The sequence below is a fragment of the Heyndrickxia acidicola genome (genome assembly GCF_001636425.1).
Classification (GTDB): domain Bacteria; phylum Bacillota; class Bacilli; order Bacillales; family Bacillaceae_C; genus Bacillus_AE; species Bacillus_AE acidicola.
Genome location: NZ_KV440953.1, coordinates 3,909,179 through 3,925,521 on the forward strand (window position 1 = coordinate 3,909,179; position 16,343 = coordinate 3,925,521).

General features: G+C 39.0%; 15 protein-coding genes. 14 read left to right on the forward strand and 1 reads right to left on the reverse strand.

Features of this window, described 5'->3' with window-relative positions; translation table 11 throughout:
- Positions 1–200: 200 nt before the first annotated feature.
- The 11 genes from A5N88_RS18290 to A5N88_RS18340 all read left to right on the forward strand — a co-directional run bounded on the left by A5N88_RS18290 (position 201) and on the right by A5N88_RS18340 (position 13,409).
- Positions 201–3,665, forward strand: a complete 3,465-nt coding sequence (locus A5N88_RS18290) for a M14 family metallopeptidase (protein ID WP_232317594.1) — start codon at positions 201–203, stop codon at positions 3,663–3,665.
- A 194-nt stretch (positions 3,666–3,859) separates the two neighbouring features.
- Positions 3,860–4,561, forward strand: coding sequence for a DUF969 domain-containing protein (locus tag A5N88_RS18295; protein WP_066268630.1), 702 nt, complete (start codon positions 3,860–3,862; stop codon positions 4,559–4,561).
- Positions 4,562–4,564: 3 nt separating this feature from the next.
- Positions 4,565–5,521 carry a DUF979 domain-containing protein gene (locus A5N88_RS18300; RefSeq protein ID WP_066268632.1) on the forward strand — a complete coding sequence of 319 codons (957 nt, stop codon included), beginning with the start codon at positions 4,565–4,567 and terminating at the stop codon, positions 5,519–5,521.
- A 50-nt stretch (positions 5,522–5,571) separates the two neighbouring features.
- Complete coding sequence (locus A5N88_RS18305; protein ID WP_066268634.1) at positions 5,572–6,336, forward strand: IclR family transcriptional regulator; 765 nt, start codon at positions 5,572–5,574, stop codon at positions 6,334–6,336.
- Positions 6,337–6,352: 16 nt separating this feature from the next.
- On the forward strand, positions 6,353–7,000 hold the full coding sequence (gene pcp, locus A5N88_RS18310) for a pyroglutamyl-peptidase I (RefSeq protein ID WP_066268636.1): 648 nt from the start codon (positions 6,353–6,355) through the stop codon (positions 6,998–7,000).
- A gap of 243 nt (positions 7,001–7,243) precedes the next feature.
- A complete protein-coding gene (gene pxpB / locus A5N88_RS18315; protein ID WP_066268638.1) occupies positions 7,244–7,951 on the forward strand; it encodes a 5-oxoprolinase subunit PxpB in 708 nt (235 codons plus the stop codon).
- A complete protein-coding gene (locus A5N88_RS18320) occupies positions 7,951–8,955 on the forward strand; it encodes a 5-oxoprolinase subunit C family protein (protein ID WP_066268639.1) in 1,005 nt (334 codons plus the stop codon). The genes pxpB and A5N88_RS18320 overlap by 1 nt, the downstream gene beginning before the upstream one ends.
- Positions 8,956–9,018: 63 nt before the next feature.
- Positions 9,019–9,771, forward strand: a complete 753-nt coding sequence (locus A5N88_RS18325; protein WP_066268640.1) for a LamB/YcsF family protein — start codon at positions 9,019–9,021, stop codon at positions 9,769–9,771.
- A gap of 428 nt (positions 9,772–10,199) precedes the next feature.
- A complete protein-coding gene (locus A5N88_RS18330) occupies positions 10,200–10,580 on the forward strand; it encodes a hypothetical protein (protein ID WP_066268641.1) in 381 nt (126 codons plus the stop codon).
- 577 nt (positions 10,581–11,157) lie between these two features.
- Complete coding sequence (locus A5N88_RS18335) at positions 11,158–11,790, forward strand: LysE family translocator (protein WP_066268644.1); 633 nt, start codon at positions 11,158–11,160, stop codon at positions 11,788–11,790.
- Positions 11,791–12,173: 383 nt separating this feature from the next.
- The gene (locus A5N88_RS18340; RefSeq protein WP_066268646.1) at positions 12,174–13,409 is read left to right on the forward strand and encodes an IS110 family RNA-guided transposase; all 1,236 of its coding nucleotides are present in this window, start codon (positions 12,174–12,176) and stop codon (positions 13,407–13,409) included.
- A gap of 923 nt (positions 13,410–14,332) precedes the next feature.
- Here the strand turns inward: A5N88_RS18340 and A5N88_RS18345 are convergent.
- Positions 14,333–14,809 (reverse strand): CarD family transcriptional regulator, encoded by a 477-nt coding sequence (locus A5N88_RS18345; RefSeq protein ID WP_066268650.1) that lies wholly within the window; start codon positions 14,807–14,809, stop codon positions 14,333–14,335.
- Between the two features lie 292 nt (positions 14,810–15,101).
- Here A5N88_RS18345 and A5N88_RS25610 point away from each other — a divergent pair, with 292 nt between their 5' ends.
- From A5N88_RS25610 to A5N88_RS18355, 3 genes are all read left to right on the forward strand, one after another.
- The gene (locus tag A5N88_RS25610) at positions 15,102–15,251 is read left to right on the forward strand and encodes a hypothetical protein (RefSeq protein ID WP_198160318.1); all 150 of its coding nucleotides are present in this window, start codon (positions 15,102–15,104) and stop codon (positions 15,249–15,251) included.
- A gap of 45 nt (positions 15,252–15,296) precedes the next feature.
- A complete protein-coding gene (locus A5N88_RS18350) occupies positions 15,297–15,521 on the forward strand; it encodes a hypothetical protein (RefSeq protein WP_066268651.1) in 225 nt (74 codons plus the stop codon).
- 247 nt (positions 15,522–15,768) lie between these two features.
- Positions 15,769–15,969 carry a cold-shock protein gene (locus A5N88_RS18355; RefSeq protein WP_066268654.1) on the forward strand — a complete coding sequence of 67 codons (201 nt, stop codon included), beginning with the start codon at positions 15,769–15,771 and terminating at the stop codon, positions 15,967–15,969.
- Positions 15,970–16,343 lie beyond the last annotated feature (374 nt).

The following is a 16,343-nucleotide window of genomic DNA, read 5'->3' on the forward strand; positions in this document are numbered from 1 at the left end:
TTATTAACATAGAAATTTAACAGAGCCTTATTTTAACGTGTATTTTATCAGTTAGAATCTATGTTTATGAATGATTAAAATTCTAGTATGAGTTATTTTGTGATAAAAATTGTTGTTTTTTAGTTTTATAAATATTAAGATTTAATTAATAATTCGGAATATGAGTTCCGAAAAATGGAACAATGAAAGCTGGGAATAACATGATGGATCTACGAGAATTATGGAGTATAAAAGGCCTCTTTTTTTCTATTGATGAGCAAGAAGCTCCTGCTGGAATGTGTGCGCGAGTTACTGTTCCTTCTCATCGAACAAGTTGGGAGTCTGCTGCAATGGTAGAGATAGCCGGAAGAATTGGCTTGCATTTAACTGATCTGCCCCTTCCAATTTTTGACCATCTGTTTATATTTGATCAATTGGATTCTGCACCCACCAGAGGAAGGCCAAACCTGCATTTGGTAATTGGTTATGAGAGCGAATACTTAGCTCGAGTTCTCGGTAAAAGATCAGAGCCCCTATTAACTGTTCGAAATGAACTGCAAGAGGAATCAGGAATACTGTATGTTAGTCAAGACGAAAATCAATCTTTGCTTGTTATTACCGGAACCTCGCCGAAGATGACCCTGCATGCTGCAAGATCACTTGTAACAGACCATTTTGTCGATGTTTACAGCAAAGGAGAGTCTTTATTATTCATACCAAAAGAAATGAATGTTTTGCCACAGCCCTCATTACAACAAGGTGTAAAGCCACTCGAGTGCTATTCGCTGCATACACTTTTTACAACGGAAGGGCTTTACCAACAGATAGAAGGAGAAATACATCCTACCCTTGATGTTTCAATGAGAATAAGGAACTCCCATTTAAATTTAACGATTGCTAATGTTGAAATGGCAGCAAGTTTGGCCCAGTCCGCTGGATATGTATGCTTTCCGTTGACCACTTGCATGAATGAAGAAAATGGTCAGAGATTCTTAATTTGTTGGGAAGCAGAGGAAGCGACGAACGGCCAAATTGAATGGGAAATAAATGAGGTTGAAGGTAAACCCGCACTTCGTATAAGAGCACATCCAAATCAAATAGTTAAAGAAGTTCGGGAAATAATTAATGAATACTTTTCAACTAACGGCATGGAAAGGGATACGTGGATCCAGCGGTTCAGTGCACTTAAAAGTTTGAATAGGGACATTTACGCTAGAGCTCAGTTGGGTATGAGAGCTTTTACAGAATCAAGAGTCAGAAAAGTAAATCATCTTATCGTTCCTGATAATTTATCGAAGCCTTCTGAGTTTTGGAATCGGTATTTAACGGAAAAAGGGAGCCAGGATTTTCCCTTTGTTTTATCTGTTGAAGAAGAAAAGCCAATATGGACCGTTCACTGGGAGGACTCCGGGGAACTGGCAGATATAGAATCCTATTTGTTACATACTCTTCCTCAGTTTGATAGCTTGGGAATCTTAAATAAGAATTTCTCTATTGAAATCACCACTTCAGTTAGCGGTGATAGTTTTATTAAATGGAGCGTGCATTTTAAAAGAGTTCTGAAAGAGGGCTGGGGAATAGAATCGGATTTTATTCATCGAGATGCAAATAAATCTGGCCTGCATTGGGCAATGAAAGAAGTATTGCCATTTTTAAAACAAGAAAATAATCTGCATACCATTGAAATACAAGCTAGAGCTTTCCAACCAAAGAAGAAACATTTGGACCTTGTTCATCGTTTCTTGCAAGAAATGTATCCGTTTGATGCGATTTTATCAGAAGAATTGTCGTTACCGTTAGAAAGGATCAATCTTACGTTAAATGATGAACCTTCTGCACCAATGTTTCAGGTAATTGCAAGGGGCAAGCAAGGCAGCGTGCTAGCCTCGTTTAAATGGGATGGATGGGCAGAAAGCTGTCCTTATATGATGAGTCAACCAGGTTATGGAAACGTCATGATACCTTTTGCTGGATGCCGGATTTATCAAAAAGGTGCAAAAGAGATACTTGCAAGTCAGTCTTTTAAAACCAACCCATATCGATTCTGGTTATGGTACCAAGGGTTTGTGCTGCCTGAATTGGTCAAACAAATCGGGAGTCATAAGGGAATTCCAAAATTTTCAAGACTTGAGTGTCACGTTGAAATGGATGCGTTAGATATAAAAATTCCTCACATTGAAGAAGTGAGCTCAGTTTTGGAAGCATTGCATGAAGATATTTATTTTTTCACACTGCATGCTTTGCACGAACATGGAAAACAGGCTGGGGATCCAGGCTGGGATGCACCTGGGGCCATTTTACCGTTTATGCATAAAAAATGTGGCATGAAGCCAAAAGCAGAGATTGCTTTGTACACAATGGTTACTGAACCAAAAGCAGAGATTGTTTACGAAAGCGGGGAGCGAAAGACAATCCGCATGTTTCCTCAAGAAACCATGAATCATGTGAGAATTACTAAGTTAACAAAGTGTAGGAACGAATTAACGTTTTTATTTAGTGGATTTGACAATCATCAATTAGAAAAAGAGTGCGGCGAGTGGCTTGCGAGCTCAGAACCGGGTCTAAACTATACAGCAGGTTGTGTAGAACGATTAAAAGAAAAGTCACTTGATCATGATGTGTTTGTGAATGAAGATGTTGAAAAGTGGCTGCAGATAAACAAAAAGAAGATGCATGGAAAAGCTTTCCCGATTGATTTTTCTTTTAATGGGCAATGGATTTGGCTTGTCGAATTGTATGCTAAGGGGATAACTGGAGAAACTCTCTCCTCTTTTCAAAAACACTGTCTATATAAGCCGACATTTTTTCTAAATGCAAGGCATCATGCTAATGAAGTTTCCAGTACGAATGCTGCACTTCAGTTAATTGAGAAGTATGCGGGAAGAAATGAGCTATTGAAAAGAATAAATCTTGTTATTGTTCCGCTTGAAAATGTTGACGGAGCTGCCTTACATGCCAAAATGGCAGCGGAACATCCATTTTGGAAGCTGCATGCTGCTCGATATAATGCGTGCGGTATTGAGTATGCAAAGTATCGCTTCAAGCCGGATGCCCCGTTTGGCGAAGCAAGGGTTTATCCTTTCGTATGGCAGCGCTGGGCACCGGATGTTGTTCTTGATGATCATGGGGTACCATCCCATGAATGGATTCAGCCTTTTAGCGGTTATAATAGCCCGCCAAGATTTCCAGTTTCCTATTGGATTCCAAGCAGCCGGATGTATACCATTTGGCGTGAATTAAAGGAGGCTTCCCCACGCCAACGTGATGCATATGATTCCCTTCGTTCCTTTTTAACAAAAAGACTCGAGGAAGACAAAAGGGTTGCCAATGACAATACCATGTGGCTCAACACTTATAGGCGGTGGGGTAACAACTTTGATGACATTCGTTTTCCTGTTGAATTATCACACGGCAGTATTGCTTATACACGAGAAAGTAAAGCGAATATTGACTCTCATGACTTGGTCGAACGGTTCAGCCAATGGGTAACAGCGGATTTAATGACAGAAGTGAACGACGAAACCGTATATGACAAGGAATTGGCTGCATGTAAACATGCCCATCATGTCGTTCATCAAGCAATCATTGACTGGATGAAAGAAAGAAAATTGAACATTCAGCTTAGGCGTGAACATTTAGAAAATGGAACAATCCGAATTGGGCTTGAACGAGTTCGGCCGCTTTAGACTCCATGCTAGGGGAAAGCAAATTTGATACTTTACACAGAAAGAATCATTCTGTATGTTGTCTGTCTTCGCGGCATTTTTTTGTAGCTATTTAAATTTCTAATACTGAATTCGGGTTTTTAATCCCTTTTTGTGTCATTAGCACAACGTTTACGAAAAAAGCCTTTTAAAAAAATGCAAAGGAGTTTTTGAATATGGTTTTAATAGGTGTTGCTATCGTTATTATTGGTTTTATCATCCGTTTAAATCCTTTATTAGTTGTGACGGCGGCGGGTCTTGTCACAGGGCTTGTTGCCCATCAGTCTCTCTATAATATTATTACAGAGTTTGGTGTAGCCTTTACGACCAATCGATACATGGCGGTCTTTATTGTTACGTTGCCGATTATCGGACTTCTTGAAAGAAATGGTTTGCGGGATCAAGCGGAAAGTGTTGTTGCTAAAATCAAAGCTGCAACGACAGGACGTATACTGACGTTTTATTTTATTATTCGAGAAGTTGCTGCTGCTTTTGGGCTTACCTCGATTGGCGGCCATGCACAAATGGTCCGTCCGCTTGTTGCACCAATGGCAGAAGGAGCTGCAGAGGCTAAATATGGAGAAGTTCCTGATCAAGTAAGGGAAAGAATTCGAGCCCATTCTGCAGCAGTAGACAATATTGGCGTGTTTTTTGGAGAGGATGTATTTGTGGCAGTGGGTGCGATTTTGTTAATGCAAGGGTTTTTTCAGCAAAATCATATTCATTCTGATCCGTTGAAAATGGCCTTATGGGCAATTCCAACTGCAATAGCTGCCCTTATTGTGCACGGTATTCGTTTATATTTATTTGATCGATCACTGGATCGCAGTCTAGGTAAAAGCATCAGCCAAAAAGTTCCGAAGAGTAAGGAGATGTAGCTTATGATTCTTTCCATTGAAGATGTTTATATTTTTATTGGGATTATAACGACAGCAGGAAGTATTTATACATTTTTAGATCGTAAAAATCCGCGCCGCTTCACTTCGGGTCTTTTCTATTGCTTATATGGGGTATCGCTTTTATTTGGCAAGGTCATCCCGCCTTTTTATATGGGGATTCTCGCAATTGCACTTGTGCTGATAGCCGGGTCAGGCGGAATAAAGCTTGGCAGCTATAATGAGCCAAGTGAAGAAGAAAGAAGAAATAACCGTAAACGATTTGGCAACAAGCTCTTCATTCCTGCGCTCATCATTCCTATTTTAACGATTGCAGGATCTACAGGTCTTAAAGGAGTAAAGATCTTCGGAAGCTTCTTTTTAGATCAAACCAGTCTAACGCTTGTATCGTTGGGTGCTGCTGCATTTGCAGCCCTTATTATTGGATTATGGATGACAAAGAGCTCACCGGTCATTGCTGTTAAGGAATCAAGGCGGTTGCTGGAGTCCATAGGCTGGGCTGCTTTACTTCCGCAGCTGTTGGCAACGTTAGGAACGATTTTCACGACTGCTGGTGTCGGGACCGTTGTATCAAAGTTAGTAAGCGGTGTTATTCCAACCCACTCTCTTTTCTGGGTAGTGTTTGCTTATTGTATTGGAATGGCCTTATTTACTATGATTATGGGGAATGCATTTGCTGCCTTTCCGGTTATGACAGCGGGAATCGCTGCACCGCTTCTTATTGGCAAGTTTGGAGTGGATGCAAACCATGTAGCGGCACTGGGAATGTTTGCAGGCTATTGTGGAACATTGATGACCCCCATGGCTGCAAACTTTAACATTGTTCCCGCCGCCTTGCTTGATTTAAAGGATAAATACCAGGTCATACGTGTTCAGGTTCCGACGGCACTGATTATTTTAGGGGTGAATATTCTGTTTATGTATTTGTTCTCCCTAAAATAAAGGCGGGCCCCTGAAAAATATGGAAGATTAGCAGAAAAAAGGAGCAAGGGATGCAAAACAAAAATATAACCGTTGTAAAATCAATGGATGTGTTGAATCTATTTTTACATCATTCAGTGCTGACATTAAATGAAATGGTTGAACTTTTAGGTGTGCCGAAAACATCTGTTCATCGGATGGCTGGGTCGTTCGAAACGATGGGATTTCTGCAAAAAAACGATGAAGGCAGGTATAAGCTGGGGCTTCAATTTTTACAGTTTGGCCAGTTAGTTGCTGAACGATTAGATATCCGGCAAATTGCCTTGCCCATCATGAAGGAACTTCGAGATAGGGCCAAAGAGGCCGTTAACTTGATTATTAAGGATAGCAATGATGCCATTTATATTGAAAAAGTAGACACGCTGCATCCCGTTCGGCTTTACACAAAAGTTGGCCGAAGAGCCCCTTTATATGCAGGGGCTTGTTCGAGAATCATACTTGCCTTTTTAGATGAGGATGAACAAGAACGTTATGTATGTGAAACAAAAATGGTGCCAATCGGCAGCGGGACCATTACAGATAAGGATCAAATGCGGGAAGTGTTGGCAGATGCGAGAGAGAATGGGTATACAATAAGTGATTCTGAATTGGAAAATGAAACAATCTCAATAGCAGCACCCATTTTTGATCATACGGGCAGTTTGGCAGCGGGACTTAGTATTGCCGGTCCTGATTCCCGCTTTGGTGAGGAACGGCATCCAGAATTAATTGAACTGTTAAAGAGTGCCGCAAAGGAAATATCTTTTCAATTGGGTTACCAGGAAGGAAATGAATAAGAAATGAGGGAGAACGATGAAAAGGGTTTTATTAACTGGCTTTGAACCGTTTGGCGGAGAATCTATTAATCCAGCATTAGAAGCTATAAGAGAGTTGGAGGGAACCGTTACAGAAAAATATGAAATAAACGTCTGGGAGATTCCAACGGTATTCAATAAGTCTCTTGATGTTTTGGCAAAAGCCATTTCTGAAACCCAGCCTGACATCGTCATTTGTATTGGGCAGGCGGGTGGACGTTCCGCTATTACTGTTGAACGTGTAGCAATCAATGTGAATGACGCTCGTATTCCAGATAATGAAGGCAGACAGCCTATTGATACCCCTGTTGTTGAAGGAGGCCCCGCGGCTTATTGGTCCACTTTACCGATTAAGGCAATGGTGGAAGTCATGAACGAGAGAGGGATTCCTGCTTCTGTCTCGCAAACGGCGGGTACATTCGTTTGCAATCATCTTTTTTATGGGTTAATGGATCTGCTTGCTTCAATGAATAACTCCATAAAGGGGGGATTTATTCACATTCCATTCCTTCCGGAGCAGGCCGTGAAAAATCCAAGTCAGCCGAGCATGGCGTTAGAAACCATTGTTAAAGGATTAAAGGCAGCAATAGAAGCAGCCGTAACATATGAAAAGGACATCGTTTCTCTTGGCGGCCAAATCAGCTAAAAAGTGGGGATGATATAAACACTCCTCTTTTCTTTGGCTGTTTTCGCAGGGATTGTTGCTTTACGTACAAAAAATAAATCCGAATTTCTTCCGTCTTCTTGGCATCTTTTCGTAAGCAATTCACAGGTTAATTACAGAGCCTGTGAATTTCATATTTTTTTGTGTTAAATAGCAACAAAGTTTACGAAAAGATCCTTTCCTTCTATCCTATTAAAATTCCAACTGAATAAAGGAGGTGGAAAAATGGATAACGTTCAATTTTCTCCTCTCGGGGATTCAGGAATTGTTGTCAGCATGGGTGATCGTATTGATAGAATAACACATGAGAAAGTAATGGCTTTATCCAGTTATTTAGAGGAACACCCCTTTGATGGGATGATAGAAATGGTTCCAGGATTTACAACTGTATCTGTTTATTATGATCCAATCTATTTTTTTCATATGGGAGCACAGTTCCCATACGAATGGGTCCTTAACAAATTAAGAAAAATTGTATCAGAACTCTCGAACGGACAGGTTAAAGAAGCGAGAGTAATAGAGATTCCTGTTTGCTATGGGGGGGAATTCGGACCGGATTTAGAAGATGTTGCGATCCATAATGGCCTAACGCAGGATGAGGTGATTCGTATCCATTCTGAGAAGGAGTACCTTACCTATATGCTTGGGTTTGCTCCTGGGTTTCCTTATTTAGGGGGGATGAGTTCACGAATCGCCACCCCCCGACGTCATTCTCCCCGTTTGACAATTCCCGCAGGCAGTGTGGGAATCGGCGGAGAACAGACAGGAATCTATCCAATTGAAAGCCCTGGAGGCTGGCAGCTTATTGGGAAGACGCCGTTGTCATTATTTCGATCTGGTAAAAATTCACCCTGTTTGCTGCGCGCTGGAGACACCGTACGTTTTCGCCCGATTACACGCGAAGAATACGATCAGTGGGAGGGGTTAGATTAATGGGTGTTGAAGTACTTCAACCAGGGCTTAGTACAACCGTACAAGACATAGGGAGATTGGGTTATCAGCAGTACGGTATCATTGTAAGCGGGGCAATGGACACACTTGCCCTTAGGCTGGCTAACATTCTGGTCGGTAATTCTTTGAACGAAGCAGTGCTGGAAATCACTCTTCTAGGACCAAAACTAAAATTTCATGAAGATAAGCTGATTGCCATCTGCGGAAGTGATTTTTCTGCGATGATTGACGGCAGCCTAGTTCCAAATTGGCGTCCCGTCTTGGTGAGAAAAGATAGTGTAGTAGAGTTTGCACATGCAAAAAAAGGCTGCCGGGCCTATATCAGCATTGCAGGCGGTCTGGATGTACCCAACGTTCTCGGAAGCCGAAGTACATATTTACGGGCAGGAATTGGGGGATATAAAGGCCGTACTCTGCAAAAAGGAGATTACCTGGAAACGAAAGAGCCTAAAGCGAATAGTTTAGAACTATTTGATTTATTAGCTAATAAAAATGAAGAATCCCCGTTTATCACTACAGACTGGTACATTGGTAAAAACATTCTCCCTTTATATGAAGATAAAACCGTTCGTGTCATTCGAGGGCCACAGTTCAAACAATTCACAGAAGAAAGCAGGCGCTGCTTTTTTGAACAAGCTTTTCAAATTACTCCTCAATCCGACCGAATGGGATATAGGTTAACCGGGACAAAAATGGAATTGGAACAGCCGGTGGAGCTTCTTTCTGAGGCAGTAACGGCAGGAACGATTCAAGTTCCGTCTGATGGGCAGCCAATCATTCTCATGGCAGATCGGCAAACCACTGGCGGGTATCCAAAGATCGGTTTCATTGCTTCTGTTGATTTGCCTATTTTAGCTCAGAGAAAACCTGGGGAAAAGATTCAATTTAAGGAAATTAAGCTGCATGAAGCACAGCAAGCAATCATAAAAAGAGAAGTCATGATAAAAACAGTCACACAAGGGATCAAACTTATTACACGCAGTTAAACAAAGGCTGCTGGCTAGTTGCAATAATTTTGGTCTCTGCAGTATCTGGGAAGAGGTGGGAATATGTTTGTTGATCTGAATTGTGATTTAGGTGAGAGTTTTGGTGCGTATCAAAAAGGGAATGACAAAGAAATTTTACATTATGTTACGTCAGCCAACATTGCTTGCGGCTTTCATGCCGGGGATCCTTCAACGATGAGGGAGACTGTTAAGCGGGCATTGGAAAAGAACGCCGCGATTGGCGCCCACCCTGGACTGCCGGATTTAATCGGATTCGGACGCAGAAACTTAGACATTGCTCCGCAAGAAGCTTATGATATGGTTCTCTATCAAATCGGAGCTCTTCATGCGTTTGTCCAAGCGGAAGGGGGAAGGTTGAAGCATGTCAAACCGCATGGGGCATTATACAATATGGCGGCAAGGAATTCGGAGCTTGCGGCAGCCATTGCCGAGGCCGTTTACAAAGCGGACCCCAATTTAATCTTATTTGGCCTTTCAGGAAGTACCCTTGTCAAAACGGGAGAAAAGCTCGGGTTACACACTGCTAATGAAGTATTTGCAGACAGAACATATCAGCTGGATGGGACATTAACACCAAGAAAACATGCCAATGCATTTATAACCAGCGACAAACAGTCAATCAATCAAATCCTTCGAATGGTAAAGGAAGGCCGCGTCTGCTCTGTACAGGGGGACGATGCGATCGTTAAGGCAGATACGATCTGCATTCATGGGGATGGTCCTCATGCGCTTGAATTTGCCAAAAAAATTCGTTCCACTCTCGAAGCAGAGGGAATTGAAGTTCGTGCCCGATAGTCCTCAATCTTTGTTTGATTGGATCAATTAGACCACTTATGGCCTGTTTTTAATTCCTGTTCATGGAAACAAATCCTTAGGACGGAGATAACGTGGGGAAAAAGTGATATTTTTCTGCAGAAGTAGGGTTTTGAGTTTTTTCCTGTAGGGCTTAAGGATATACTAGGGGAATAGAGGTATAAGAGGTGTTTTTATGGAACAGGATGGAGCTTTTGCGAAAGGCTGTTTATGGGGCTGCCTCATTTCTATTCCGATTTGGATAGGGGTTATTTTTTTAATAAGGCATTTTTGGTGAGCTAGTAGCTGCCACTATTGGACCATAGCTGTCAAAAAGTTGGACAATCTCTTTGGCGGCTATCATCAGACAGCCCTATCTAGTTCAATCATTTACTATATTACTGCTGCCAATCACAGGGGAGGGGAATTAGATGGATCAAGAGGTTTTAAAAAAGCTGCGCTATAAAGAGGGCAGTGCGATGGTGTTGAATGCTCCGAAAGGATATGAATCGGATATTTCCGCAAAGGATTCGGAGGGAAAGTGGACCTTTGCCCTGCTTTTTGCTCATCATAAACAGGATGTAGAGGAGTGGCTGCCCCGTATTTTGCCGCACATAGAAGAGGATGCCGTTTTTTGGATTGCTTTTCCTAAAAAGAGCTCGAAAATAAATACAGATATTAACCGGGACATCTTAGCGGCATTCCTTCAGGATCAGACGCCATTTCGGCCTGTCAGTAATGTGTCCATTGATGAAACCTGGTCGGCCTTGCGTTTCCGGGAAAAGGAAAAAGTGAAGTCCAGAAAAGCTTAGGTGAAGGGGGCAGCTTTTGTTTTATCAGCACATAAACCTTTACCCAGATAGTAAATGGACGTTTAAAAAAGAATAGATAGATTGGAAAAAAGCAGTCAGATGACTAACGGGTTCTGTTTTCGAGTACAAAATTAAAAAAAGTATATGAAAAAGGGTATCAATTCACAGCGATTTTGGATACCCTTTTTTATATTGATATAAAGGGGTTTTTTTAGAATTGGTCCCCTTTTTGGTATACCAATTCGCACATTAAAAAGTGATGTTACAGAAAGTTCTGTAACGCTGCGAATACATAATCTTTTTCCCTCTCCAATTAATTGCTGGGAGCCAAACTAGACGGATAGAAAATGGTATTGGCAGATAAACACCTGGAATTATGATCACAAACAAAAACCGACTCGAATTTATTGATCGAGTCGTTTTTCTATTATATGTCATATTTGACTAAAGCACCCGATAATTTAAGTACATTTTTTCACAATCTTAGGATAGCTAGGGAAAAAGTCTTTTATCATCATACAAAATGCTGTAATATCAATAAGGGCACCCTAAAAATAGAAAGAGGTGCATGATTATTATGTACGGTATAACTCATTATGGAGTATTTTTATTAACAGGAATTTTGTTAAACTTAATTCCTGGTGCAGACACTATGTATATTGTTGGGCGAAGCATGTCACAAGGCAGAAAAGCTGGTGTATATTCTGTTTTGGGCATTATTACCGGTTCTTTGACTCACACGTTGTTCGTTGCGTTTGGTTTATCAATGATACTTGTAAAATCTGTTTTCTTATTTAATGCAATTAAGATTATTGGTGTTATATATTTAGTGTATTTAGGGATTCGCATGTTACTTGATAAATCCAATGCAACGTTTCAGGCAACTGCACCCGACAAGCTAAATATACGGAAACTATACGTGCAAGGACTTTTGACGAGTCTTACAAATCCAAAAGTATCTTTGTTTTTTATTGCGTTTCTTCCACAATTCATAGATACAAAGGCTTCGGGACCCATCCCATTTCTCATCCTGGGACTGACCTTTACAACCACTGGGTTGTTATGGTGTTTATTTGTTGCTTATTTTTCTTCTTATGTTACAAAAAAACTAAGAGGAAACCAAAAAGTAGGAATGGTTTTAAACAAAATTACAGGAATGATCTTTATCGGCATGGGTATTAAACTACTGCAAACAAAAGCTCCTAACTAAACTTTAATTAAACCAACAATGCCCCCCACAAATATTCAAGTTTAAGTCGATTCATATATAGGAAGAATCCCTTCAGATGTACCGCTGAAGGGATTCTTCTCCTTATTCCACTAAACTGCCCCGTTCGTATTATAAGGTTAACCAGAATGCTAAATATTTCTGGTTGACCTTATTTATTTTGGTCTTATTATATCAGTAGCCAGGGTAGAACGTAACTGCCCGTGGGGCATAGACCCCGTCAGCTAAACCGTTCACCCCCTACTTGTAGAAACATGATTGAGGCTGGTTGGGACACTTAGATCTCGTATAACAAGAGAAGCTGTGATACTGCATGGAGGAATTAGGGGTACTGGCAATTACTAGTTTAGGAGGAGGATTTAGAAATGAATCCAGTCATAGGTCTGGATGTATCAAAAGGAGGAAGTCAGGTTCAAGCATTTTTAGGGAAAGGCAAACCTTATCGTAAGAGTTTTAAAGTTTCTCATACGCTTGAAGGTCTTGGTTTACTTGTGGAATTTCTGGAGGAAGTAAAGAGAGAAACAGGTCAGAAACCACCTATCGTCCTTGAAGCAACAGGACACTATCATTCCCCTGTTGTTCAATACTTGGAGGACCGTGGATATTTATTGATAATCATTAATCCATTGATTTCTTATAAGGCTAAAAGTTCAAGCCTTCGGAAAGTAAAGACAGATGCGGCTGATGCTTATCATCTATGCGAACTATTTTATAAAGAGGAGCTGGAGCCGTATAAGAAACGAGGAGTTCAACTTTTAAACCTTCGAAATCTTACAAGACAGCACGAGAATATAACTGGGGTATTGATCCAAACAAAGCTACAGTTTCAAGCAAATCTGGACCAAGTTTTTCCCGAATATAGAGGTGTTTTTGGTGACTTATATTCAGTCATATCACTCTTAACTCTTTCAGAGTTTCCCTCGTCTGAAGATATTTTAGAGGTAAGTGTAGAAACACTGGCAGATAAAATATCTAGTTTATGTAAAAGTCGGTCATCTAGATGGGCAAAGGAAAAAGTTGTACAGCTTAAAGCTGCCGCAATCCGAAATCCGTTTGAAAAGACTGTTTATCAGAGTCATATATTGAGTTTAAGGATGTATATAAACATCATTCTTCAATACAAAGAGCATCTATCCACATTAGAGTCAGAGATAGATGCCCTCGCTAAGGAAATTGAAGAATATAATATCATCAAATCTATCCCTGGAATTGGAGAAAAGATCGCCGCCACGATCATTTCTGAAATTGGAGAGATAGATCGATTTACGAATCCAAAAAAGCTTGTAGCTTTCGCAGGAGTTGACCCTAGCGTTTTCGAGTCTGGAAAGTTTACAGCTACCATAAACCGAATCACTAAAAGAGGGTCTAGCAGACTTCGTCACGCCTTATATATGGCTGTTCGTTGTGCGATTCGTGACTGTCGTAAGAGCAAAACAAGCGATGAGATCATTCCTCGGAATAGAAAGTTACGTGAGTTTTACGATAAAAAACGTGAGGAAGGAAAACCTTTTAAAGTAGCAGTTATCGCCTGTGTGAACAAGCTCTTACATTGGATTTTTGCCTTATTAAAAAGCAAATCGACTTTCCAAGATATAGCTTAGAACCATATTTAAACTAAAATGATGTTTTGCAGAACATAGTGGATTATGGTGTAGAGGAATATATAGTTACAAAATCAGAATGTGAAAGAATGTACTTAAGCTAAACCAGCTAATAGTTTGTCAACATTTTTCAATAAAAAGATTTATAACCTCATGATATACTAAAAATGTCCATGCCAAATAACCTTCCGTTAGTTTGCTTTTGGAAGGTTTTGTGGAGCTAAAAGGTATTCCCACCCTGTTCAACCCTTCGACTACATACATAAATTATTTCACATAGATAATGGACAATTTTATTAGATTTGTTCATTAATAAACAAATTTTAATCATTTAACAATTGTAAGAATCACGCTTATTTTTATACTAATTATGAAAGATTAAAGAGATTTCATTTTGCCCTTCATCAAAGGATTTAAAACCATCATCAGTAATCTTTAATATTGTTATGTAAATAAAATAAAAAATGATTTCCTGGTCTGGAAACCATTTTTGTAGTTGACCATTTGGTGTTACCAATTCGTTTTTTCACTGTCCAAGTAGATGTAAAAAATTCTTAAAGATAGAAGTGAGATTGATTGTTTTTTCTTCTAGAAATAATGACTTAAATAATATATTGTATTCCTAAAACAATGAAAGCCCTACCTCTCTTTCATCCTTACGGCTCCTTGTCCGTGCCAGTGTGAATCAGGATTGCAAAAATCAAGTGATTTATCGAGTTGTTTGATGAAACTTCAAAGGTTCGTAACGGAAATTTAAATAATAAAAATGGGTTAGATTGTAGAAATAACAAAAGAGGTTAATGCTCTAAAAGTTAGTTGGAGAAGTTGAATGTCTTTAAAAAGATTTACTTTTAATAATAAACATATTCCCCAAAAAATTCAGTATATTTTCGGGAGATGTAATACATTATCTTAAATTAACCTTAACAGAAACTTTTTATTTGATTTTCAGTAATGCCTTTAATTAATCCCAATTCACTAATCAAGAATTCATGTGCATTATCTAACATTTTTTTTTCACTTGTATTAAGTGCTTTTTCTTTCTTCATACGCATTAAATCACGTACAACTTCAGTACATTCTTGTATTTTACCCGTTTTTATTTTGTCCGTGTTCACTTTGTACCTTTGTTTCCACGGCAGTAATCTAGCTGATTCTCCATGATGAAAAATGTTTATGATGTGTTCTAATGCAATTATGTCAGTAACAGGGCGTATACCTGAAATCAAAATTTTACCCGTAGGAATCATGACTTCCATATTACCAATTAACATTTTTATGACATAATACTGTTGTTTTTCCCCTGAGATTTCCTTTTCTTCTATGGTTTTAATTATACCTGCTCCGTGCATTGGATAAACAATGTTATCGCCAATTTGAAACAAATAATCCACCTCCATATATGTAACCTTCTTAACCTTAACACATATATTATTTTTTATCAAATTTTTAATAATATCATAAATTTATTTTTAGTGTCAACTACTTTTTCTTAAAAAATCAAAAAAAGTAAAAACAATATGAATCGTGTCGGATTACCAATAAAGGGAAGGTTAATTTTCCCCCGTATGTCAAATTTGCTATTGTATTTCCACAGCTTTTTTATGTTAGATTACTCGATTGTATATATATGAAGACTGTGATAGTCTTTGTTGACATAGTGTTTCTATCCTACGTAAGGGAGAGTACGCTATGGTAAGTGAATTTGAATGCTTACTATTTATTAAAGAACTTGGGCGTTTACTAATTGAACTTAATAACTGTAGCGATAACCAAGTTCGGAGCAGCATCCAACAAGATATTTTTTTACTTGGCAAAGCGTTAGTCAGTATGTCTGATTAACGCTTTTTTTAACACCTACTCGAAAGAACCAAGGAGGAATGATTTATGCTGAATGTATTAAATAAAGTTGAATTATTAAAAAACCTACGCAATGCCAGTCGAAGTAACATGTTTTCATTAGAGATTCCTAAGGCTACAAAAGATGATGAAAATATGATTGAAGAATTGGTTAAAGAATTAGAAAGCGAAGGAAAAATTAAATTGAGAGAGTTAATACAGCGAGAATACTCAATTTATTTACATGGAATAATGAAGTATGCACCCGAATAATCGGGTGCTTTTTTATTTTCGGTAGTACACATGATGACACTCGGTCTTAAACCAACTTGCCTTATAGCTGAGTAACATTTCAGTTAAAGTTCGAAAATTTGCAAAATTTTTTGTTTCCTGTTATGATGAAAAAGGATTATTTTTGTTCGGTGTAAAGGATAGCATAAGTGTAGACTTTTCATCTTGATGAACACTTTGGGCAGGGATAGTAACACATTGTGTGGTTACACACTAGGAGGCAACAATAATGGAAAAAGGTACAGTTAAATGGTTTAATTCAGAAAAAGGTTTTGGATTTATCGAACGTGAAATTGGAGAAGATGTATTCGTTCACTTCTCTGCTATCCAAGGTGAAGGTTACAAATCTTTAGATGAAGGTCAAAAAGTAACATTTGACATTGAGCAAGGTGCTCGTGGCGCTCAAGCTGCTAACGTTCAAGCAGCCTAATCTAATAAAATGATAAAAACAGGTTCTATTTATAGAGCCTGTTTTTTTATGTATTTCTAGAACATTTCAATAAAAAACCCTACTCAACGAGTAAGTAAGGAGTGGATTAAGATTCCTGTTAGTTCCATAAGAAAAAAGATTGCCGCGTAAAAACAAAGCATTTTTTAAAAATCAACTATGTCTTATTGTTTTTCTAATGGCATTAAGTATTAGGGTAATAATTGAGGCTAATAGAATTGAAAGGCATATTAAAGCAATAAAATTAATTAATGTGGCTGTAGTATCCATTTGAATGCCCCAGAGGATTAACATTATGACAAAAGATATTAGAAAAGTCTTTGAAATAAAAAACTCTTTCATTTTACACCTCCTAA